This window comes from Dolichospermum sp. UHCC 0259 (genome assembly GCF_009711935.1).
Taxonomy (GTDB): Bacteria; Cyanobacteriota; Cyanobacteriia; order Cyanobacteriales; family Nostocaceae; genus Dolichospermum.
In genome coordinates this window covers 1-23,309 of the sequence record NZ_VIKX01000286.1, presented here as the reverse complement: position 1 = coordinate 23,309, position 23,309 = coordinate 1, and the positions used below count along the sequence as shown (strand labels likewise).

At 39.1% G+C, this 23,309-nt stretch carries 19 protein-coding genes and 2 tRNA genes; 12 read left to right on the top strand and 9 right to left on the bottom strand.

Translation table 11 applies throughout. The features are described from left to right. Nucleotides 1-103: 103 nt before the first annotated feature. Nucleotides 104-682 carry a TIGR04376 family protein gene (locus FJR05_RS23750; RefSeq protein ID WP_168646391.1) on the top strand — a complete coding sequence of 193 codons (579 nt, stop codon included), beginning with the start codon at nucleotides 104-106 and terminating at the stop codon, nucleotides 680-682. 134 nt (nucleotides 683-816) lie between these two features. Here FJR05_RS23750 and FJR05_RS23745 read toward each other — a convergent pair whose 3' ends face one another. Together FJR05_RS23745 and acsF are read right to left on the bottom strand one after the other, a co-directional pair. After that, on the bottom strand, nucleotides 817-2,202 hold the full coding sequence (locus tag FJR05_RS23745; protein WP_168646390.1) for a collagen-like protein: 1,386 nt from the start codon (nucleotides 2,200-2,202) through the stop codon (nucleotides 817-819). A 163-nt stretch (nucleotides 2,203-2,365) separates the two neighbouring features. Further along, a complete protein-coding gene (gene acsF, locus FJR05_RS23740) occupies nucleotides 2,366-3,442 on the bottom strand; it encodes a magnesium-protoporphyrin IX monomethyl ester (oxidative) cyclase (RefSeq protein ID WP_168646389.1) in 1,077 nt (358 codons plus the stop codon). Between the two features lie 373 nt (nucleotides 3,443-3,815). On the opposite strand from acsF, the gene FJR05_RS23735 reads away from it, so the two are divergent. The 9 genes from FJR05_RS23735 to ftsH2 all read left to right on the top strand — a co-directional run bounded on the left by FJR05_RS23735 (nucleotide 3,816) and on the right by ftsH2 (nucleotide 15,592). Further along, on the top strand, nucleotides 3,816-4,685 hold the full coding sequence (locus FJR05_RS23735) for an Npun_R2479 family HD domain-containing metalloprotein (RefSeq protein ID WP_168646388.1): 870 nt from the start codon (nucleotides 3,816-3,818) through the stop codon (nucleotides 4,683-4,685). 157 nt (nucleotides 4,686-4,842) lie between these two features. After that, complete coding sequence (locus tag FJR05_RS23730) at nucleotides 4,843-6,285, top strand: TM0106 family RecB-like putative nuclease (protein WP_168646387.1); 1,443 nt, start codon at nucleotides 4,843-4,845, stop codon at nucleotides 6,283-6,285. A 76-nt stretch (nucleotides 6,286-6,361) separates the two neighbouring features. Continuing rightward, entirely contained in the window at nucleotides 6,362-7,543 is a 1,182-nt protein-coding gene (locus tag FJR05_RS23725; protein WP_168646386.1) for an esterase-like activity of phytase family protein, read from the top strand. Nucleotides 7,544-7,586: 43 nt separating this feature from the next. Beyond that, nucleotides 7,587-9,230 carry a serine/threonine-protein kinase gene (locus tag FJR05_RS23720; RefSeq protein ID WP_168646385.1) on the top strand — a complete coding sequence of 548 codons (1,644 nt, stop codon included), beginning with the start codon at nucleotides 7,587-7,589 and terminating at the stop codon, nucleotides 9,228-9,230. A gap of 29 nt (nucleotides 9,231-9,259) precedes the next feature. After that, nucleotides 9,260-10,732 carry a serine/threonine-protein kinase gene (locus FJR05_RS23715; RefSeq protein ID WP_168646384.1) on the top strand — a complete coding sequence of 491 codons (1,473 nt, stop codon included), beginning with the start codon at nucleotides 9,260-9,262 and terminating at the stop codon, nucleotides 10,730-10,732. A 195-nt stretch (nucleotides 10,733-10,927) separates the two neighbouring features. Further along, a tRNA-Asp gene (locus FJR05_RS23710) sits at nucleotides 10,928-11,001 on the top strand. A 98-nt stretch (nucleotides 11,002-11,099) separates the two neighbouring features. Then, nucleotides 11,100-12,542 (top strand): glutamate--tRNA ligase, encoded by a 1,443-nt coding sequence (gene gltX, locus FJR05_RS23705; RefSeq protein ID WP_168646383.1) that lies wholly within the window; start codon nucleotides 11,100-11,102, stop codon nucleotides 12,540-12,542. 128 nt (nucleotides 12,543-12,670) lie between these two features. Beyond that, complete coding sequence (locus FJR05_RS23700; protein ID WP_174783835.1) at nucleotides 12,671-13,153, top strand: hypothetical protein; 483 nt, start codon at nucleotides 12,671-12,673, stop codon at nucleotides 13,151-13,153. 552 nt (nucleotides 13,154-13,705) lie between these two features. Then, nucleotides 13,706-15,592, top strand: a complete 1,887-nt coding sequence (gene ftsH2 / locus FJR05_RS23695; RefSeq protein ID WP_168646382.1) for an ATP-dependent zinc metalloprotease FtsH2 — start codon at nucleotides 13,706-13,708, stop codon at nucleotides 15,590-15,592. 434 nt (nucleotides 15,593-16,026) lie between these two features. On the opposite strand, the gene cobQ is transcribed toward ftsH2, so the two are convergent. Both cobQ and FJR05_RS23685 read right to left on the bottom strand, forming a co-directional pair. Continuing rightward, nucleotides 16,027-17,499 (bottom strand): cobyric acid synthase CobQ, encoded by a 1,473-nt coding sequence (gene cobQ, locus FJR05_RS23690; protein WP_168646381.1) that lies wholly within the window; start codon nucleotides 17,497-17,499, stop codon nucleotides 16,027-16,029. A gap of 184 nt (nucleotides 17,500-17,683) precedes the next feature. Beyond that, complete coding sequence (locus FJR05_RS23685) at nucleotides 17,684-18,088, bottom strand: Npun_F0494 family protein (RefSeq protein ID WP_168646380.1); 405 nt, start codon at nucleotides 18,086-18,088, stop codon at nucleotides 17,684-17,686. A gap of 148 nt (nucleotides 18,089-18,236) precedes the next feature. On the opposite strand from FJR05_RS23685, the gene FJR05_RS23680 reads away from it, so the two are divergent. Then, nucleotides 18,237-18,674: a peroxiredoxin gene (locus FJR05_RS23680; RefSeq protein WP_168646379.1), complete on the top strand. Its 438-nt coding sequence runs from the start codon at nucleotides 18,237-18,239 to the stop codon at nucleotides 18,672-18,674. Between the two features lie 46 nt (nucleotides 18,675-18,720). Here FJR05_RS23680 and FJR05_RS23675 read toward each other — a convergent pair whose 3' ends face one another. The 4 genes from FJR05_RS23675 to FJR05_RS23660 form a co-directional block, all read right to left on the bottom strand. Further along, complete coding sequence (locus FJR05_RS23675) at nucleotides 18,721-19,116, bottom strand: hypothetical protein (RefSeq protein ID WP_168646378.1); 396 nt, start codon at nucleotides 19,114-19,116, stop codon at nucleotides 18,721-18,723. 21 nt (nucleotides 19,117-19,137) lie between these two features. Next, complete coding sequence (locus tag FJR05_RS23670; protein WP_168646377.1) at nucleotides 19,138-20,022, bottom strand: ABC transporter permease; 885 nt, start codon at nucleotides 20,020-20,022, stop codon at nucleotides 19,138-19,140. A 264-nt stretch (nucleotides 20,023-20,286) separates the two neighbouring features. Further along, the gene (locus tag FJR05_RS23665; RefSeq protein ID WP_168646376.1) at nucleotides 20,287-21,639 is read right to left on the bottom strand and encodes a hemolysin family protein; all 1,353 of its coding nucleotides are present in this window, start codon (nucleotides 21,637-21,639) and stop codon (nucleotides 20,287-20,289) included. A 257-nt stretch (nucleotides 21,640-21,896) separates the two neighbouring features. Continuing rightward, a complete protein-coding gene (locus tag FJR05_RS23660) occupies nucleotides 21,897-22,595 on the bottom strand; it encodes a hypothetical protein (RefSeq protein ID WP_168646375.1) in 699 nt (232 codons plus the stop codon). Nucleotides 22,596-22,834: 239 nt separating this feature from the next. On the opposite strand from FJR05_RS23660, the gene FJR05_RS23655 reads away from it, so the two are divergent. Continuing rightward, nucleotides 22,835-22,907, top strand: a tRNA-Ile gene (locus FJR05_RS23655). A 79-nt stretch (nucleotides 22,908-22,986) separates the two neighbouring features. On the opposite strand, the gene FJR05_RS23650 is transcribed toward FJR05_RS23655, so the two are convergent. Continuing rightward, entirely contained in the window at nucleotides 22,987-23,187 is a 201-nt protein-coding gene (locus tag FJR05_RS23650; RefSeq protein WP_168646374.1) for a hypothetical protein, read from the bottom strand. Nucleotides 23,188-23,309 lie beyond the last annotated feature (122 nt).

Genomic DNA, 23,309 nt, shown 5'->3' with positions numbered 1-23,309 from the left:
CTCCTATCCCTGTTACTTCCTAATTCCTTTTTAGTGGGGGAGTGTGAACAGTTACGTTCCCTGTTATAAAATAAACATATATCTAATATTTGGAGTATTAACAGTGAGTTTATTTGATGATTTAAGTCGGTTTTTGGAAAGTCGTTTAGAAGAATTCTTGAGAAATAACCCTCATTTAGAGTTAGAAGCACTTTTAGAACAACTGCGGGAACAAGAAGAAGACACATTAAAGTTAGTTTCCGAGTTACAATTGCAGGAGAAGCGATCGCAAGATGAAATCCTCTCCACAGCCCAAGAAATCCAAAAATGGCATATCCGTATTCAAAAAGCCCAAGCCGCAGGTAGACAAGACTTAGCCACCCCAGCCCAAGAACGAGAAGCAGCATTACTCCGAGAAGGAAATCAGATGTGGGGACAAATGCAAGGCGTAAAAGAACGCATTAGCCAATCCCAAGAACTACTTCGCAAAATTCAACAACGTCGTCAAGAAGTCCAAACCAAAGCAGCCGAATTACAAACAGCCAGAACCAAATCACAAACCCAACAAAGACTAGAAACTGAAACTCATGGTTGGAATACAGCTACTAATTCCAACAATAACTTTGATGACCTAGAAAATACATTTCGTCGCTGGGAAACCCAAGATGAATTAGAAAAACTCAAACGCAACATGGGAAAATAATTGAAAAGATGTTAGTTGTCAGTTGTCAGTTGTTAGTTGTTAGTTGTTAGTTGTAATTTTCTTCTTCCTTCTTCCTCCTGACTCCTGACTCCTGACTCCTGACTCCTGACTCCTGACTCCTGACTCCTACTCTATCATCGCTTACGAATAACCCCTTGCCAACTCATTTTTTGCTGTGCAGAACGTCCACCTAAAGAACGAATTGCTACGACTTCAATATCAACCTTTACACCCGGATTTAAAGCTTGACTCGGAATTTTCAACTTACCCAAAGCTAGAGTAAAATTATTATAATTACGACTTACCAATTCTGTGGGAATTTCCCCCTCATATAAAGTTTGAGGATTAAAAGCATCATCAAAATTATCTTGCGCTCGATATTTTATTTTAAACCGAGTATTAATCACATCAGATTTACCAGCTAAATCAACAATTCTGAAACTGAGATTTTGTCCCGAATTAGCAAATTCAGCCACAGCTAACCTAGTTACATCTTCCTGAGAAATAGCATGATTTACAGTATATTCCGTCAAACTTCCCGTAGTTTTAGCAATACCATCAACCCAGACCTTTTCAGAAAAAGCAACATCTATTTCTTGATTATCATTTAAAGTTAATTTAACCGATTGACTAGCAAAATTGCTAATAGCCTGTTTTTCTAGCCAAACCAACTTAAAACTCCCATTCAAACGCCGTTCAAACTCTCGATATTCATCAGCAATTACAGAACCAATTGCCAGCAAAGACTTTGCCCCTTGACGAATTTGCCACTTATTTTTAGAAAGATTAAACTGTTGATTTGCTAATTGAGAAATTCCTACATCCGCAGTTGGTTTATCATCTGCTACAGCTTCCTTACTATTAACTATACTTAAAATTCCTAATCGCCCTCGTGTTCCATCACGGCCATCACTACCATCACTGCCATCACGCCCATCATAACAACGATAAACCTTTTGAGTACAGCGACGATTAGGAGTACCAGGGCTTCCTGTACAGCTTTCTCTCTCCCAACGTCGCTGACGACAGGAACAACCCGCCGCACCTCTAGCGCCTCGTCCACCCCGTCCACCTTCGCCACCAACAGCGCGAACAGCAATTTTCTTTAAATCTGCCAAATTCGTATAATAGACCGTCAGATCGCCACCCTGACCACCATTGCCACCCTGACCACCGCTACCACCATCACCACCATTAGGGGCATTAATATTATCCCGTCCCTCTTCCCGCTGATTTCGACAACTAGGACGAGAACCCGGTTCACCATCTTCGCCATCTTCACCATCTTTTCCAGATAAGTCAAGATTAACCGCCGAACCATCAGCATTTATCGTCTGACTTGTCCCACTGCGTCCATCTCTACCGCTACGGCCACTACTACCATTCTTATCATAATACCCAGCTACTTTTAATTCTTTAACATTTGTGGGACAGACAACCGCACCCGTAGCAGGTAATAAATTACTAAGTAAACAAAATGTCAGCAGAAATGGTAATTGATATCTAAAACTTTTGTGCATGATATTGATAAAATTACAGGCTATTCCTTACTACGCTATTAAAACTCTTACCTTTGCGTCTTTGCGCCTTTGCATGAGGCTAATTCATACTTTCAATTAGCAACAATAAAAAAGTGGTTCTGTCCAAGACAAAACCACTCCTCAAGTAAAAATCAAACTCAAATTAACGAGCTTGTCCGTGAGCAGAAGCCGCATCAATAGGCTTCATTAGATATAATTGTAATAACTGCCAACCATGAGATACATAGATTGGGAATTTTTGGAAGAATTGGAAGAATTTAGGAGTATTAGAACTAGAAATTGCTGCCAATTTTTCGTTATTTTGGACGCAAACATCTAAACGCTGATAAAACACTGGGTTCTCAACATCCAAAATCACTGGGAAGACTCTACCAGCGGTTTCATTAGTCTTCTTGATTACATGAATATCATACTCACGCGCATCCAATCCCAAAGAAGCGTAGAAGTCTTTGCGTTGAATATCATTGAGATACATAGTTGCAAATACTGATAACAGGAAGAAGCGACTCCATAGTTTTGCTCTCCAGTCATTCAACATTTGTGGCTGCGCTCTCATAACCGCATCAAAGAAATCACCGTGACGGTTTTCATCCTGACACCAGTTCTCAAAAAAGTTGAAAATTGGATAAATCTGATCTTCAGGATGGGCTTCTAAATGACGATAAATGGTGATATAACGCCAATAACCAATCTTTTCAGAAAGATAGGTAGCGTAGAATATGAATTTGGGCTTAAAGAACGTATAACTACGGCTTTTTGTCAAGAATCCTAAATCTAGAGAAAGATTAAAGTCTGACATAGCTTTGTTCAAGAACCCAGCGTGACGGGCTTCATCCCGTGACATCAGGTTAAAGCCTTCCGCTAGAAGAGGACTTTTATCCTTTAAGCGGCGACCCAGTTCTTTGTATAACAAGAAACCGGAAAACTCCGCTGTGCAAGAACGTTCGAGAAATTCAATAAACAATTTACGAGTTTCCCCGTCAATATGCTCCCAGGATTGTTCAAACTGAGCATCTCGAACAAAGTGATGGCGGTTGTAGTCAATTCGGAATTCTGCAATAATAGCTTCTAATTCCTCTTCATTGACGGAAAGATCCATCCGTGCCATTTCATCGAAATCGGTTGTGTAAAACCTTGGTGTTAAAAGGGTTTCCTTGGCAGGGGACTTAACTCCAGAACGGATTTCGTCAAAGACTGGTTTTCTGAGGGATTCTACCATGTTTTGATTTGCTCTTTTATCTTTCTTTTCTTGATGACACCAGAAAGCTGATTCTTATGCTCTCACAAGGTGTAGGGGACAACAATTATGATTTTGTATGAAATTCAGTGTAGCAATATCTAGCCCAAAAATGAGCAGATAAATGATTAAGAGTTGCAAAAATCCACAAAAAACGATTTACACTTTAATTTTGGTAGTAATGAGGATGATGGGTTTAATACCGCCTTTGGGGTGCGGAAGGTTAAATTAGCCAAAACCGAGGAAAATCATGTAAGCTGGGAAAATAACTGTTTGTCAGTTATAAATATTTCGCTTTCATACAGTGTTAGTCAAGAAACCTGAATATATTAAACATATAGTTTGAGAACCCCGTATGTTCAATACCACTGAAATTATAATTAATGCTTTCGTTAATCAAGTTCGAGAAGGATATCAACGCACTTACGGTGGTTTAAACACGAATTATCAAGACATTATTGCTTGGGCTGGTAATATGGCGTTAGAAAATATCGCCAACAGTGATGCTCTATACCATAATGTCGAACATTCTGTGCTGGTTACTCTGGTAGGACAGGAAATTTTGCGGGGTAAACATATCCGTGAGGGTGGGGTTTCCTGCGAGGATTGGCTGCATTGTATTATTTCCCTGCTCTGTCATGATATTGGTTATGTTAAAGGTGTTTGTCGCCAAGATCAAGAATCTGAGGGTTTATATGCTACCGGTCAGGGTGGTGGTATGATTTCTCTGCCGGCTGGTGCTTCCGATGCCAGTCTTACACCCTATCATGTGGATAGAGCTAAACAATTTATTGATGAACGTTTTGGTGGACATCCATTGATTGATGCTGAAGTAATTAAAAGTAATATTGAATTAACGAGATTTCCCGTACCTACGGTAGACGATCATCACGATGCCCATAGTTTTGCTAGTTTAGTCCGTGCGGCTGATTTAATTGGTCAATTAAGTGACCCACGTTATTTGAAAAAAATCACTAGTTTATACTATGAGTTTGAAGAAACAGGTGTAACGAAGATTTTAGGATATCAAAATCCTGGGGATTTACGCAAAAACTACGCCAAGTTTTATTGGAATAGTGTTTATCCTTACATTACAGATGGTCTGCGTTATTTATCCTTGACTCAACAAGGAAAACAAGTTATTGCCAATCTTTATTCTAATGTGTTTGTGATTGAACATGAAAAACAAGAATTACAGTATTTGGCTGAACAATTCAATTCTTAATTGTCCAGGGAATAGGTAATTTGTAATAGGGAACAGGTAATTGGTAATAGGTAATAAATAATAGGTAATAGAAAAATTTTCTTCATTCTTCATTCTGACTCCTGACTCCTTTCTCCTGAATTTCCTTTAATTTCTGAATTATTGTTAGCTTAAAAGGATGTTAATTAATGCTCAACTTTTACTACAGTTTCAACGTTGTCAACGACGACCTTTTTTAGATGTTTATGGTGATTATCTTCAGCGGGAGATTCCCAATGAGTTAATGCTGAAGGTGCAACAGGACAAAAACCTTCATCATCAGCGGATAGTCAGGAAGTTAAGTTATTATGAACCAGATTATGTTGCGGGTGATTGGCAAGCGGGAGCAGCATCAACTCTAGAATTGATGCAGCAAGGGGTAAGTTATATTCGTCGTGGTGTAATATTAACTACCTATCGTGAAAAATATACTTTGCTGAGTCGCCCGGATTTGCTTGTGAAACAGCCGGGGAAATCCTGTTTCGGCAATTGGAATTATGTCCCGGTTAATATTGAATTGGGTAAACGTCCTAAGCAGGAATATCAGGTAGTTATTGCTTTTCACGCCCAAGTTTTAGCTACGGTTCAGGATGTGGTTCTGAGGAAAGCTGGGCTGATATTGCGAGATAAAGATAAAACTTATGTGGTGGATTTAGATAAATGGACACCACAAATGCTGGATATTTTAGGGGAATATATTCAAGTTATTGAGTCGGTGGAAGCACCAGAGATTTTTATTTCTCGGCAGAAATGTAATCTTTGTCCCTGGTATAATTATTGTTATGCGAAAGCGAAATCTCAAGAACACCTTTCTCTGTTGCCCGGTGTAACACCGATTCGCTATACTCAACTGCAAAATCTGGATATTACTACTTTAGAAGCACTGGCGCAGACCCATCCTAGCACTTTAGAAAATTTGACAGGATTTGATAGTAATGTGGCAGCTAAATTAGTTATTCAAGCGCAAGCTGTATTCACTAAACAACCCTTAATTCTTGCTGATTCTTTTTCTTTAGAATATCTAACTTTTACAGCACCGATTGAACTTTATTTTGATATTGAAGCCCAACCAGATTTAAATTTGAATTATCTTTTAGGTGTTTTAGTTGTGGATAGAGTTGCTAATACTGAAAAATTTTATGCTTTTTTGGCGGAACAACCGGAAGAAGAACCACTAATTTGGCAACAATTTTTAAATTTAGTGAATCAATATCCCCAAGCACCAATTTATCATTTTTGTGCGTATGAAGTAGATACAGTCAAACGGTTGGGAAAACTTTATCGCACACCTTATAATGAAATTCATCCTCTCCTGAATCGGTTTGTGGATATCTATGAGCAATTAATTCAAAGTGTGGCTTTACCGATAGATAGTTATGCGTTAAAAACTATTGCCCGTTGGTTGGGTTTTGAATGGCGTGAACAGGAAGCCAATGGTGCTAAATGTATTTACTGGTATGATAAGTGGCTAGAAACAGGCGATCGCACTTTATTAGCAATCATCCAAGACTACAACGAAGATGACTGTCGCGCCACCCGTACTGTCAAAGATTGGCTAGTCAGTTTTTTCACAAGTGCATAAAACTTTCTTCTTCCTTCTTCCTAATTTCTAACTGGGCGCAGGCCCTGCGCCCCTACCTCCTGACTCCTATTATTCTATGTTGAATTTGCCAAAACTTCGGAAACTATTCCTGATTCTCATCTTTACCATTTCCTCAATTTTTATTAGCTTTCTGTTTAATAATTTTGCTTCTGCTTCTTTAACTATCAACAGCATAGAATTTATTGGTCAAGCCACCTTACCGACTGGTTTAACTTTCCAAAAAACCGAAATTGGCGGATTATCGGGAATAACTTACGATGCCAAAAATAACCTATATTATGTAATATCAGATGATCGGGGGCAAAAAGCACCACCCCGTTTTTATACTTTAACAATTGACCTCAGCAAAGGTAAATTAACCAATAACAATGTTATTCCCGTAAGTGTCACAAACGTATTAAATACGAATAATCAACCATTCCTCCCCAATACTACTGATACAGAAGGAATTGCCCTCACCAATCAAGATACCATATTTGTTTCCTCCGAAGGTGATGTAGACAGACTCATCAATCCCTTTATTCAAGAATTTGCCCTAGCTTCTGGACAAACAATTAATACCTTACCCATACCGGATAAATTTTTGCCAGATTCTCAAAAGCAAAAAGGCATTCGCAACAACTTAGCCTTTGAAAGTCTCACCATTACACCTAATCAAAAACTTCTCTTTACAGCCACCGAAAACGCCTTAATTCAAGATGGTACAGCAGCCCAATCCGGTGTTGGTAGTTCTTGCCGCATTTTGCAATATAACCTCTTCACCAAGCAGCCAGAACAGGAATTTCTCTACCAAACACAACCAGTTACACCATTGTTTAATCCTACAGGTAAATTTGCCAGTGGCTTACCTGATTTACTAGCGATCGATAATTCAGGAAACTTTCTCAGTATAGAAAGAAGTTTCACCGGTTTGGGATTTACAGTGTTTCTGTTTCAAGTTTCCCTCAATAACGCCACAGATATCCATAACATAGACAGCATTACCAAAATTGACCCTGATAAAATCCAGCCAGCAGAAAAAAAACTCCTCTTAGATTTACGAACTTTAGATGTATCATTAGATAATATCGAAGGATTGACCTTAGGTGCAAAACTACCCGACGGGCAACCATCACTAATTTTAATCAGCGATAATAATTTTAACGGACTACAACAAACCCAAATTTTAGCCTTTAAGCTGAAAATTGAATCTCCATTAACTAAATTATTACGTCGCCTCAGAATACCTAACTTTTAAAAATAATCAGAACTTCTGCATTAACAAAATTTACGAAATATTTATGAATAAAAACACCACCACAAAATCAGAAAAACCAGATATTTTCATAGACAAGTTATTAAATAACCGCTATTTAATCAGAGATTTACTCGGAGAAGGAGGAATGGGAAAAGTTTATCTAGCAGAAGATGTATCTAAAGAATGTATGCTAGTAGCCGTAAAAATCCTCACCTTACGGCTTACTAGTAAGCAAGTAGCAGAACGTTTTGGCAGAGAAATTTTTGTTAGCGCCCAACTAGGTAAAAAAAGTAAAAATATTGTCCGCTTATTGAGCTATGGAGTAACTGAGCAGAAAATCCCCTTTTACGTCATGGAATATCTGCGCGGTAGACCATTAAACTTAATTATTAAAAAAAATTATTTAAATTTACCAGTATTTTTAGAAATTTGTCAGCAGATATGTTTGGGTTTGCATTGCGCTCACCAAGGTGTTTACCTCAAAGGTAAAATTTATCCTATAGTTCATAGAGATATTAAACCAGAAAATATCTTTATTAACGAAACCGGTAAAAAGTCAGAAATGGTGAAAATTCTTGATTTTGGAATTGCCAAATTTTTAACAGAAACTGGTGGAATGACACTAACAGAATCCTTTGTGGGGAGTTTACCATACTCATCTCCAGAACACATGGAAGGACAAAAACATATAGATGCCCGTTCTGATATTTACAGCTTGGGACTATTAATGTTTGAAATGTTAACGGGAAAACATCCCTTACATAATACGAGTCAATCCTTCGGTACTTGGTATCAACTTCATCACTTTAAAAATCCGCCAACATTTGCAGAGGTAAATCCTTTAATTGAAGTTCCTGATGAATTACAGAAATTAGTCATCCATTGTTTAGCTAAAGACCCAAATAAAAGACCCCAAAGCGTTCAAGAAATATTAAATGTTTTAGATAAAGTTAAAACACAATTAGATAAAGAAAATCTCATAATTAATCCTAAAAAAAGCAGTAATCAGCCATTAGTTCCCACAGCAGCCGTAGAATTAATACCGATTACAGCAATTACTGAAAAAGAATGTTTGCAGAAAAAATGGCCCAAAGATAAACCAAAAGCATTAATTGGATTTCCCCATCTTTTATACACACAAGAAGCCGTTATTCCCACATTTTGGGCAATGCTACCCCAAAAAGAAATTGATCAATTAATCAATAAAAAACATCATACTGAATTTATTAGCCAATTTCAGATATATCCAATGGTATTATGGATAATCATGCTATATAATGAAGAATCTGTTCTGACTAGATGGTTATCGAACTATTTAGATATGAAAAATGACCTTGGGCAAAAAATTGTCAAATCTTTAGAAAGAATAGGCTATTATCATCTATTATTTTTTACCTTAGAAAACCCCAATAATCAACCCAAAGTCATGACCTTGACTTTAAGTGCTACACAACGTCAATGTCTAGCTGATTGGATAAATCTCAGTCATCTAGAAAATACCAATATTTCCAGTCAGGAAGCTAAAAACTTACTGAAAATTGACTATGAAAAACTTAAGGTACAAATAGCAACCAATTTAAATAGAGACAGAAACAAAATTAAAGGTTATGTTAAATTATGGGTACGTAAGGTATTTGATAGTTTCTTAAAAAAGGGTTCAACTACAAATAGTCATCATTCAAAATAAATCCCATCTTGACTGTAGAGGTTATTAACGTGAATAATAGTCCATACCTGCCTCCACAAAATCAGGAGTTGGTGGCCAACCGTTATCAAATTAAAACACTAATTGAAAGAGGTGGCATGGGTGAGGTATTCTTAGCAGAAGATATGCTGCTAGGAGGAACACCAGTAGCCATTAAGTTTTTATCTGAAACTGTTATTGATACTCAAAGACAAGAAAGCTTTAACCGTGAAGCTCTTCTCAGTGCAGCTTTAAGCCAAAAAAGTGTTCATATTGTTCATGCTTATGATTATGGTGTAACGAGTAATGGCAACCCATATTATGTCATGGAATATTTATCTGGACAAAGTTTAAAGGAATTAATTCCTCTGTCTGTCCCAGTGTTTCTCAATCTATCTCGGCAAATTTGTTTAGGCTTAAAATGCGCTCATCAAGGTGTCAATATTGACGGAAAAATTCAGCCATTAGTTCATAGAGATATTAAACCAGCTAATATTATTGTCACTCCAGATCCCATCTTAGGTAAATTAGTTAAAATATTGGATTTTGGCATCGCCAAATTTCTCAATAGTACAGAATCAATGACTAAGGATGAAGAGTTTTATGGAACTTTGCCATACTGTTCTCCTGAACAATTAGACGGTGAAGATATAGATAGTCGCTCTGATATTTATAGCTTAGGTGTAGTCATGTTTGAAATGTTGACAGGGCAAAAACCTTGGCAACCAACAGCGGAAGGATTTGGGGCTTGGTATCAAGTACATTTATTTGAATCACCAAAACATATATCAGATGTGAAACCTCGTCTCCAAGTCCCACAGCAACTAAATGATTTAATTATGAATTGTTTAGCGAAAAAGCCAGATCAACGTCCCCAAAATATGATGGAAATTCTCCAGGTTTTGGACAAAATAGAACAATCCTTAGACAAAACAGTTTTAAATTCAGATTTGGGAAATTCTGAATTATCTAAAACAAAAATAATACTTGATCAACAATTTACTTGGCCTCAAAATAAACCGACTCAAAAAATTGTTTTTCCTCAACTAATTAGTGAAAACAACGTATTTACAGCTTCTTTATGGATAATGTTGCCAGAATTAGAAATTCAAAATTATGCCCATACTACACGCTACACTAGATTTATTTTTATTACACATCCCCATCCGATGTTGTTATGGATAACACTGCTTTACGACCGTGACCTTACTCCTAAATGGCTGCCATGTTACTTAGATATGCAAAATTCCCAAAATCTCAAATTGGTGTGGTCATTGGCAGAAAATGAGTCCTATTCCTTACTTTTCTTTACTTTAGAACCTTCACATTGCTGCACTAATATGTTCAGTATTAGTATTGCTCCCTCACAAACACAAAATCTCAAAAATTGGGTGCAACAAAGTCAGAGCATCAAGGTTTCTAGTGAATCAGAAACAAGTAAAGGCTTGTTAAAACAGCAGTATGGACAGATTCAACTAGAAATACTGAAACACTTGGGAGCTTAATTTGATAATACCTACGCTCTGTACCAACCTGTCCTGAGATTAATGAACGAAATTATGTCGTTTTCGGCTTTGGGAATCACTTATTGAGTCGGTGCGTCAGCCCTAATTACCTCTGAAAAAATTTTTTCTCGAACTACTTGACAAAAATAAAAAGACTGGGCATAATAGTGAGAGTGCAAGTTAAGCAAAAAACAAGGGACTGTAGTTCAATTGGTTAGAGCACCGCCCTGTCACGGCGGAAGTTGCGGGTTCGAGCCCCGTCAGTCCCGTTCTAAAATACTGAATATGAAATAACGGGTTTATAAACAGGCTCGCAAGTTTCAATTTCAGTATGTGTAATCATGATTTGTAAAAGAGAGAATTAATTGTGACTGTCAGAGTTCGCATAGCTCCGAGTCCTACCGGAAATCTACATATTGGTACAGCGAGAACGGCTGTATTTAACTATTTGTTTGCTCGTCACCATGATGGCAAGTTTATTTTAAGAATCGAAGATACTGATTTAGAGCGATCGCGCCCAGAATACACAGATAATATTCTGGATGGACTACGCTGGTTAGGATTGAATTGGGATGAAGGGCCATTTTTTCAATCTCAACGCCTACATCTTTACAAAGAAGCAGTTCAAAAATTACTAGACCAAGGATTGGCTTATCGCTGCTACACAACATCTGAAGAATTAGATGCTTTGAGAGAAGGGCAAAAAGCTAGAGGGGAAGCACCCCGCTATGATAACCGCCACCGTCACCTCACCCCAGAAAAAAGGGCTGAATTTGAAGCACAAGGACGTTCTTCGGTAATTCGTTTCCAAATAGATGATGGCCGGGAAATTGTCTGGAATGATTTAGTTCGGGGAAAAATGAGTTGGCGTGGTAGCGATTTGGGTGGTGATATGGTCATTGCTCGCGCTGCTAGTGATGGGACTGGTCAACCACTATATAATTTTGTGGTGGTTGTAGATGACATTGATATGCAAATTAGTCATGTCATTCGTGGTGAAGACCATATCGCCAATACGGCTAAACAAATCCTGTTGTATGAAGCTTTCGGGGCGAAGATTCCCGAATTTGCCCATACACCCTTAATTTTGAATCAAGAAGGGCGCAAATTATCGAAGCGAGATGGAGTAACTTCCATTTGTGACTTTCAAAATATGGGCTTTACGGCGGCAGGTTTAGTCAATTATATGACTTTGCTGGGCTGGTCGCCGGCGGATTCTACGCAAGAAATATTCAATTTAGAATCAGCAGCCAAGGATTTTGGCTTTGAGCGGGTGAATAAAGCTGGTGCTAAATTTGACTGGGATAAGTTGGATTGGTTAAATAGCCAATATCTTCACAGTATGCCAGTTGAACAACTGACAGATTTGCTCATCCCCTACTGGGAAAAAGCTGGATTTCCATTGACAGAGGGGAGAGAACGTGCTTGGTTAGAGCAGCTAGTGGGGTTAATTGCTGCTAGTTTGACTCGGTTGGTGGATGCTGTGGAGATGACCAAGGTATTTTTTACCGATGGGGTAGAATTGACTGAAGAAGGCAGTCAACAATTACAGCAAGAAGGAGTGAAGACTGTCCTACAAGCAATTATCACAGTTTTAGAAAGTCAACCAGAGTTAACTGCCGATGTCGCTCAAGGTATTATTAAGCAGGTTGTGAAATCAGAGAATGTGAAAAAAGGCTTAGTGATGCGATCGCTCAGAGCAGGATTAACAGGGGATGTACATGGACCTGATTTAATTCAATCTTGGTTACTACTTAATCAGATTGGTTTAGATAAATCCCGCTTAAACCAAGCAATTGGCAACAATTAATTACTGGGTATTGGGTAAGAATTTTTGGGAATTTTAAATTCTCTGCGGTACTCAAGTCTTTTATCTAAAGGAACTTGAGACCGTAAATTCATGTCTTCAAAGGTATTTAGCACTCTTCTATAAATGCAATGTTAAAAACAGCTTTTCCTATAGGAATCATAGTTGTACTGTGCGTTACAGCCGGATTTAATCTAGTGGCTAATGCTCAAACAGCCGCGCCGATTTTTGGAGATGTGACTATTCAACATCCATTTTCTCCAGATCCCTTGACAGTCAGGGGAATGAGTGGTGGGGCAACACCGGGAAGCAAAATAGCAGGAAAAGCAGAAACACCACCAACTGGACCTTGTCAAGGATTTATGGATGAAGTCCCAGATCATACCTTGAAACTTACCAGTAAGTTTGACTATCTGAAATTAGTAGTCCAAAGTCCGGCAGACACCACCATGATTATTAAAGGACCCGGTGGAACTTGGTGCAATGATGACTTTGACGGTAAAAACCCCGGTATTGTTGGGGAATGGCTAAAAGGTACTTATCAAATTTGGATTGGTTCTTACAAGGAGAATGAATCCCTACCTTATACCTTAAAAATTACGGAAGGGAAGTGAGTTCGGAGTTCGGAGTTCGGAGTTCGGAGTCAGAAGAAAGAGGAAGAAAGAGAAAGAAGAGTGGTGGTGTATAGGCTTTTTGTTTCTTAATTCGAGCGCTGCTATACCAATTTTAATAATGTAAAGCTTGTACAGTAAGCCTTTAATAATCCAAAATCCAAAATCCAAAATCTTATCAGGAGCGGGTTCTGACTGTTTTTATATCAACTTCTTACCCTGAGCTTGTGCTTGTGTGCTAAGTTTGTATTAGAATTAAGTTAAGTTTAATTAAGATTCTTGATAAAAATCGTGAATCTGCCATAGAACATCTCATTCTCAGGCTGTCTTAACTGTGATTTTGATGATTTTTGTGATTTTTGTGACTAATTGATTGCTTTTACCAATTAATTAACCATCTAAATCAAATTAATCACGCAAATCGTCATCCGCTGAAACTGGAATTTTTATGATTAATTGCTGTGACAAATTAATTAATCATCTAAATCAGATTAATCACACAAATCATAGTTCAGACTGTTGTATAGCATATTGACATTTAGAGGCAAATTAAAGATGAAATTTTCTTGGAGAGTCGTAGCACTCTGGTCAGTGCTGGCTTTGGTAATCGGCTTTTTCTTCTGGCAAGGTGCTTTTGCCGGCGTTCCTGCGGACACAAGTAAAAACGCTGCCAATACCCGAATGACCTATGGGCGCTTTCTAGAATACTTGGATGCAGATCGTGTTATCAATGTGGATTTATACGATGGTGGTAGAACCGCAATTATTGAAGCTAATGACCAAGACATCGAAAATCGCACTCAACGCTGGCGGGTAGATTTGCCTGTGAATGCGCCTGAATTAATTCAAAAGCTGCGGGAGAAGCAAGTTAGTTTTGATGCCCATCCAATGCGAAATGATGGGGCAATCTGGGGACTTTTGGGTAATTTAGTTTTCCCAGTTCTATTGATTACTGGCTTGTTCTTTTTGTTCCGTCGTTCTAATAATCTTCCCGGTGGTCCTGGACAAGCGATGAATTTTGGCAAATCCCGCGCTCGTTTCCAAATGGAAGCGAAAACCGGGGTGAAGTTTGATGACGTAGCGGGAATTGAAGAAGCGAAGGAAGAATTACAGGAAGTTGTCACTTTCTTGAAACAACCTGAGAAATTTACTGCTGTGGGCGCTCGCATTCCCAAGGGTGTACTGTTGGTTGGACCTCCAGGAACTGGTAAAACTTTACTGGCAAAAGCGATCGCTGGTGAAGCTGGTGTACCTTTCTTCTCTATCTCCGGTTCGGAATTTGTGGAAATGTTTGTGGGTGTGGGTGCTTCCCGTGTCCGTGACTTGTTCAAGAAAGCCAAAGATAATGCTCCCTGTATCATCTTTATTGATGAAATTGACGCGGTGGGTCGTCAACGGGGCGCTGGTATCGGTGGTGGGAATGATGAACGGGAACAAACCCTCAACCAATTATTAACAGAAATGGATGGGTTTGAAGGTAATACCGGCATTATTATTATTGCTGCTACTAACCGTCCTGATGTCCTAGATGCAGCTTTGTTGCGTCCTGGTCGTTTTGATAGACAGGTAACTGTAGATGCACCAGACATTAAAGGTCGTTTGGAAGTATTACAAGTTCATGCCAGAAATAAGAAGTTAGATCCTAGTGTATCTTTAGAAGCGATCGCTCGTCGGACTCCTGGATTTACCGGTGCAGATTTAGCTAACCTCCTCAATGAAGCGGCAATTCTCACAGCCAGAAGACGCAAAGAAGGCATCACTTTGCTAGAAATTGATGATGCTGTTGATCGGGTAGTTGCTGGTATGGAAGGTACTCCCCTGGTAGATAGCAAGAGTAAGCGTCTGATTGCTTACCATGAAATCGGCCATGCTTTGGTCGGGACTTTACTCAAAGACCATGACCCCGTGCAAAAAGTGACTCTGATTCCCAGAGGACAAGCTCAGGGTTTAACTTGGTTTACACCTAATGAGGAACAAGGTCTAATTAGCCGTTCTCAGCTAAAAGCCAGAATTACAGGGGCTTTAGGTGGTCGGGCTGCTGAAGAGGTAATTTTCGGAGCAGCAGAGGTCACAACTGGTGCTGGTGGCGATTTGCAGCAGTTGTCAGGAATGGCACGACAAATGGTAACACGGTTTGGAATGTCTGATTTAGGGCCTTTATCTCTGGAAAGCCAACAGGGTGAAGTGTTCCTGGGTCGTGACTGGACAACCCGTTCTGAGTATTCGGAAGCGATCGCCTGTCGTATTGATGCTCAAGTCAGACTGATTGTGGAAGAATGCTATACCAACGCCAAGAAGATCATGCGTGATCATCGCAGTCTGGCAGATCGTTTGGTTGATTTGTTGATTGAAAAGGAAACCATTAATGGTGACGAACTTCGGCAAATTGTGGCTGAGTACGCGGAAGTACCTGATAAGTCTCAGTTTGCACCCATGCTGTAAGTGTAAGGTTTAGTTTGCAATCAAATCCCCGATTTCTTGAAGAAGTCGGGGATTTTGTCTGTTTATTAATTTAATAACTGCAAGATAGTCCTTCCTTATCAAACTCATGATAACATTTTAAAAATTCTTTGTCAATACCATAAATCTCTTTTCAGCAATTCTCATTTTAAGGTTTCATGACATTTAAACCCTTACATTTCTGAATGAATCCGGGTATCGCTCAAAAGTCAGGATCGCGGATTATACAGATTAAAAGATGGCGCGGATTAGGTTGTTTGCTATGATAGGAGTTACCAAAATCCGTGAAATCAGTGCAATCCGTCTAATCCGTGATTCAGACCTTTTTCCTGCGTAATCCATATAATCCGCAATTCTAACCTTATTTTTTTCAAAATGAGAGTTCCCTACCTTCACCGACAACTGTTCAGCAACACTTATATAAAAGGTGTTAAATCTAAATGTTCTTCAATTTGAGTGGCTAAAGAATCTAACATCTGCTCTCGCTGTTCTTTGTAGTTAGCTACACCTGTGGGTAAAGATTTTAAACCCCGTTGTTGACGGAGACGATTTACCCAAGCGCGTCGCCAAGGACCATTATCAAAGATTCCATGTAGATAAGTTCCCCAAACTGATTGGCAACTGTCTACTAACCCTAAATTAGCATCATCAAATAGAGGTTGACAGAATTTTTGATCTGCTGGGTTTTCTATGCGGGATCTTCCTTGGTGAATTTCAAACCCGGTGACAGGTAAACCCGCTTGGGGATAATTGGAGGTAACTTGACGCTGACGGGCAGTTTTTTGACCAGTAATTACTGTTTTTATAGGTAATAAACTTAACCCTGGATATTTACCAACTTGTCCTTCCATTCCTTCTGGATCAGCTATAGATTGTCCCAACATTTGGAAACCGCCACAAATGCCTAAAACCGTGCCACCAGAAGCCGCATAGTTTTGAATTGCTTCTGCCATACCGCTTTTTTGCAAGGTAATTAAATCGGCAATGGTGGTTTTTGTGCCTGGAATAATTACTGCATCTGGATGTCCTAAACTTTGCTTGGGATGTAAATATTTTACTGTGACTGATGGTTCTGATTCCAAGGGATCAAAATCTGTGAAATTGGCAATTCTGGGTAAACGAATCACCGCAATATTTAGTTCAGAGTTAGCCTTTGTAGGTTTGCGTTCTAGTAAATCGAGGGAATCTTCCGCTGGAAAAACTTGTTCTAAATAGGGAATTACGCCGACAACAGGTATCCCTGTCCGTTCTTCTAACCATTTAATTCCGGGTTCGAGAATTGAGCGTTGTCCTCGAAATTTATTAATGACGACTCCTTTAATTAAGGCGCGTTCGTCTGGATCTAATAGTTCTAATGTGCCGATGACATGAGCAAATGCTCCACCTCTATCAATGTCAACTACTAAAAGTGTGGGTGCATTCAAGTGTTTTGCCACCCGCATATTAGTCAAATCTTTGTGTTTGAGATTAATTTCGGCGGGACTACCCGCACCTTCACACACGAGGGCATCAAATTCTGTAGATAGGTATTGTAGACATTCTTTGATGGTCTGCCAACCGATGTCGAAATATTGTTCGTAATAATCTGAGGCACTGACTTTACCTATGGCTTTACCTTTGAGGATAATTTGAGATGTCATATCCCCTTGGGGTTTGAGTAAAATGGGGTTCATTTCTACCAGAGGGGGTATTCCCGCTGCCCAAGCTTGCACTGCTTGAGCATAGCCTATTTCACCACCACTGGCGGTAACATAGGCGTTTAAAGCCATGTTTTGACCTTTAAAGGGAGATACTCGCCAGCCACGTCGGGAAAGAATCCGACAAATAGCTGTGGTTATGAGTGATTTCCCTGCGTGGGATGTTGTTCCCACTACCATGATTGATTTCATTTTTAATGATATTTTAGTATGTTGATATTTAGTAGTGCATCTGTGAATAAATTGTTATTCTTTTCTATGTTTCTTTCTTAAAGGAGGAAGGGTCAGGGCGGTTTTGTGAATATTAACATTGAGATACACATGAGGCAGAGCCTCAACATTGGCATTCCTAGCCGGAGACTAGGAACGAGGTATTTTAAAAGGGTAAACGTAACCAACGAGTCATAAAATCATTGTAGCGATCGCTCAGGGAAGGATTACGCAATTCCTGATCTTTTAATTTGACAATCAATTGATGACCCAAGGGAGTTAGGCGAAAACTGTCTGTAATCCCCTGACCATCAACTTCTCGCCGCAATACTCCCACATCAATTAACCAGGCTAAAGCATTTTCACAGGTCAATTCTGATAACGGTTGCTTGGTGTAACTTTGTTGAGTTCCTCTCTCCATTGCTATAGCACCTAGTTGGATACTTTGGCTAGTCATGGCTATAAACAAATTCAGGTTAAAGGGCGAACAAATTAGCGATCGCTCGGCTCTTTCTAGGGCTTTGCTAGTATAAACTAAGGGTTTAAGGTTGGAGGAATCCACTGTAGGCATTTTTATTACTCTAAGTTGGGCTTTTTGTCAAGATTTTGAAAATAAATACTTCTTTGGCAGAATATTCGGTAAGCAAGTTATTTAAATATTGTAAATTATTGTAAAATCTTGATTGCATGAATATTTTTTAAACAGGATAAGGTGAATTATGCCTCTAACAGTTGGTACAGACGCACCTGCATTTACCACTACAGATACTAACGGCAATCCAGTTTCATTGTCTGATTTTGCTGGTAAAACAGTGGTTCTCTACTTTTATCCCAAAGATGACACACCAGGTTGCACTAAACAAGCTTGCAGTTTCCGCGATGCTCAGTCAGAATATACAAGTAAAGGTATCGTCGTGTTAGGTGTGAGTGCTGATGATGAAGTAGCTCACCAAGCATTTACTTCCAAATATAGTCTGAATTTCCCTTTATTAGCTGATACAAACAAAAGCATCATCACCGCTTATGATGTTGATGGTGGTGGTTATGCCAAGCGTGTTACCTACATAATTGATGGTGATGGTAAAATCATTCATGTTGATACAGCCGTGAATACCCCCACCCATGCTAGTGATGTTTTAGCAAAACTGGGACTTTAATCATTAAGTAACTCCTTGAGGGCGCAGGGTCTGCGCCCAGTATTTCCTATTTAGGTGTTGTTCCACCTGATGATGGTAAAATCTGTAGAGGAAAAAGATTTTGTCCAGGGATAATGGCAGAAGTGCCGGGATTTTGTTGTAGTTGAGGTTGAAGTAGTTTCTGTTGTTCTGCCCTAAATGCGGCTATGGCTGGATCTAACTGTTGATTTTGTTGTTCAGCATTCCATTGGGTATTGCTATTTTGTAGGGTGTGCATGAGATTTAGCGGGTTGAAATCTGAGCCATTACCAGATAAGCTATTGCTATTGCGATCGCTTTCCAAAGTCCCAAAAGGTTGACTAGGATTAGCTAAGGTGGGTGATACTCCTAATAGAGAAGCGAAACTTATGCCGGCGATAGTGGCAACAATAATTTTGCGAACTGGTAAAAATGGACTTTTCATGAAATTTCCCCTTATATATTTTTAAGCAAGACTGCGACGTAGTTGAGGTTGGATACTCAATAAAGCCACTAGTGCAAAACCGAGTAATACTAACAACGCTACCCCAAAGGTAACATCACCCCAAAAGGCGTGCATAACGATATCATTTAATCCCCAACTGCTATGTAAATACAAATAGCGAATGGGTTCAATTGCATAGCTGAGAGGGTTGAGGGTAGCGATAACCTGCAACCAACCGGGCATGAAGGACAAAGGAGCTAAGGCTGTACTGGCAAATAATAATGGGAGGTTAGTTACAAAAATTACGGCGATAAGTTCAATGTGTCCGGGTAATGCAAAGGCTAAACCTAAAGAAATAGCGGTGACACCTAAAGCTAGTAGAAAGACAATGAGAGCGATCGCACATAATCCTGTAATATCAGGTAAACCAGCCCCTAAAAATGCCGCTGCTGCCACAATTACCGCTGCTTGGAGTAAACTTTGGCTAATAATAAAAATAGCAGAAGCAAAAACAATTGAAAAGCGCGAAGCTAGAGGTGCAACCAGCAAGCGATTTAAAAAGCCAAATTCTCTATCAAACATCACAGGTAAGCCGGCATTTAACGCCCCAGCAAAAGCAGTAAATACTATCACACCTGCTGCTAGAAATTGTCCGTAATTTGTCGTACTACCAAATAAGCCTGTAGGCGCATTTTGGAATAAAGCCCCAAACAAAACCAACCACATAACGGGCTGAATAATCCCTGCTATCAAGCTAGAGGGACGACGTTGGAGTTGAATAAATAGACGACGGGTTAAAGCAAAAGTTTCTTGAACAATTTCTGCCAAAAAGTTGGAGTTTGTATTCTCAACTACATTAGATGAAGTGAGTTCTTGCCAATTCATCACTGCTTTATCATTATTCATAGGAAGTGCTAAAATGTAGGGATTAAGGAGTAGGGAGTAGGGGCGCAGGGCCTGCGCCCAGTCAGGTGTTTGGAGTCAAAATGAAGAGTATTTTTTTTCTTGTGTTTTTTGTTGATGCAACCATTCTGAATTAGTGACAAATGGATCAATTATAAACATCTCTGTAGTTTTTAATTAGCAAAGAATATTTATAATTCTTAATACTATATTATAACCAATATCCAATAATATCAAAGTAGAGCGATCGCCATTTTGACAAAGTTACTATTCATCTCCATTTAAAATTCTAATTTGGATTTGGTGAAGACGCGGACCAGTAACAGAGATGACAGTAAATTCAAGATTGTCATAATGGAATATCTCACCTTTGTTGGGAATCTTTTGGCATTGATAAAGCAAAAATCCGCCCAAAGTTTGATATTCTCTAATTAAAGGTAAATTGAGATGTAAGATTTGATTAACTTCTTCTAAATTAATTTGCGCTTGTACCAAAAATGTCTGTTTGTCTACCATTTGAATCAATAAATCATTGGTACTGTCAAGTTCACCAGCATGACCAATAATTTCCGCAATAATATCTTGAATAGTGACCAGTCCTACAGTTCCCCCAAACTCATTCACCACCATCACCATAGCGGGTTTCTCCTGCTGCATCATTGGCAAAAGTTCACTTAAAAGCGTTTGTTCTGGTACAAATCGAGGTGGACGCATCCAAGTCCGAATTTGTGTTTCTGGGGTGATTTTTCCTAACGCCAAAGGTTGTGCTAAATCTTGAAAGTACACTATACCGCGAATATCGTCCAAAGATTCACCAATAATAGGATAGCGAGAATGACCAGTGGTGGCTATTTCCTCAAGTAAGGTTTGAAAACTCGCAGTTATGGGGATACCAATAATGCTAGTGCGAGGAATCATAATGTCTTCAGCGGTAATATCCCCAAATTCAAAGACGTTATTTAAAAGTTCTCGTTCGGCATTTTCTAAACCCGTAGATTCTCGTTCTGTAGAGATAATTAATTGTAACTCTTCCGGTGTCACAGGCGGTCGCCAACTTTGACCAGTGTATTCAATTCCAAACAATCTTAATAGCCAATGAGTTGATTGATTAAGAACCCAAATAAAGGGACTGAAGAACCGGACTATAGATTTAACAGATGGTCCCAAAAATCTAGCTAGGTGTTCAGAATATAACATAGCCACTGATTTTGGACACAATTCTCCTAACACAATTTGCAAGTAAGCAATAGCAAAAAAGGCAATGGGGACCGATAAAGAATGAGCGAGTAGATAATTAATTCTGAAACTTAATGGCCAGGAATAGAGCCATTTTTCTACCAATACAGCAATTGTACTTTCGCCAATCCAACCCAGCGCCAAACTAGAAAGGGTAATACCTAATTGGGCTGTAGATAGTAGTCTATCAATACTACGTTGTAATGTTTCCACTGCGATCGCTCGAATATCACCAGCTTGTACCAACTGTTGAATCCGAGTTCGTCGCACCGTCACCATTGAAAACTCCGCCGTCACAAAAAAAGCATTGATAGCAATTAGCACTAGCACGCTACACAATCGCAGTCCTGTATCTGTCCAACTTAAGGTAGAAAAAGCACTCACTGTCTAAGATAGTGTAGAATTTAACAACTGGAGCAGAAAATCCCAAATCGAATTTTAAATTAGGGTTTGATTATTTGATTCTAAGGGTAGGGGTTTAGCACTGCTAAACCCTACACTACACATCTGGGTTCTTTGTCATTTGGCAAAAGTTTATATCCCACCCGTGTTTAGTATACTTCCTTCTTTCTTCTTCCTCCTGACTCCTGACTCCTGACTCCTGACTCCTAGCCCCCACGAAAAGACTTTTTTAGCAAACCCTAATTATCTTTCTCTACAGGAATATCAGACAATTGTAACTTGAGTTTTTGAGCCGGATAATCAGTTAACGATAAAGATATCTGCTTGACATCATCAAGTAAAGCAGTGGGAATGCTGATTGTACCTTTAAATTCTGCACCTTTGGCGGGCAGTTCTGCGGGTAAACCTTCGGTAATGGCGCTCAAAGTTCTGCCTTTGTCATCACTAATATCTAAAAAGCTATAGAGAAACCTCACAGAATCAGCACCTTTGTTCTGCATATTTACTCTTAGTAGTAAATCACCACCGGAATAGCGAATAGATTTTACAGACATGGTAACACCTTCACTTTCAGCCGTTACAGGAAATCCTGGTTGAGAAGTCTCTTCGACTACGGGTGTTTCGTTTGGTTGCGGTTTGGTAACTTTAATCTCTTCTTCTTCTTCAGATTTGTCTGGTTTATTACCCTTTTTTTTGTCGTTAATTCGTGATTTCACGGTTTTGAGAATATCTTCTTCTTTTAAAAACGCTACACTTTCATCCTGGGAGTTATTAGCCTTATTGCTGTTAAGTTTAGTCACAGGACGACCATCTGGTGTAGTAACACCTTTAAGTGCCATACTTCCCAAGGTAAAGCCCAAAAAACCACTCGCAGAACCGGCACCCAACATCAGAGTTAACAAAATTAAGGTTAGTAGTACAGTAGTATTTATTTTCATCAGAAAATAGAAATTTAGATTTAGTTACTATATATGCTAATGGGGATTTTTGAATTTGGCATTTTTTATCTTAGCAAAACTTCCCATTCTCTACACCCAAGAGGAAGAAAAATCGGGAATTGTGCTTGATGATTGTTTATAGGTTGCCAAATTATGATATAATGGTGTACTGTGGTTAAAGTGAAGTCATAAAATAAATGACTAAGCTGAAATTACAAGGTCAAAATCCAAGTAAATAAGCGCCTTTGGCCGATTGGGGAGGCAACGAACTCATAATTCGTCTTCAGGCTGGTTCGATTCCAGCAGGGCGCACTTTGCAAAATTCTAGCTCAAATCACGTTCTTAGGGTAGCGGATAACTACAGATAACATTTAACTTCTCAGATATCCTCTCAAAACTTGATGCGACTGTAAAAAATACCCTTAACAATTTCCGCAGCCGTGACGTAGAGGGCGACTATGGCCATTAGAATGAGGACAAAACTCAAAGGTAAGGCTTGAAATCCCAGGACAGAGGCTAAAGGAGTATAGGGAATAATTAATGTAATTATAGCGATCGCGGAGCGTCCGGGAGGGAAATAGTAGTCTGTCAAGAACTAATTGACGGGTAAAGGCAAGTAGGGGGAGTAGGGAGGGAAAACAGAAGTTTTTCCTATTATTACCCGTCAAAATAAATTTGACGAACTACTAGTGGTCTGTCAGTTTTCTATTTGTG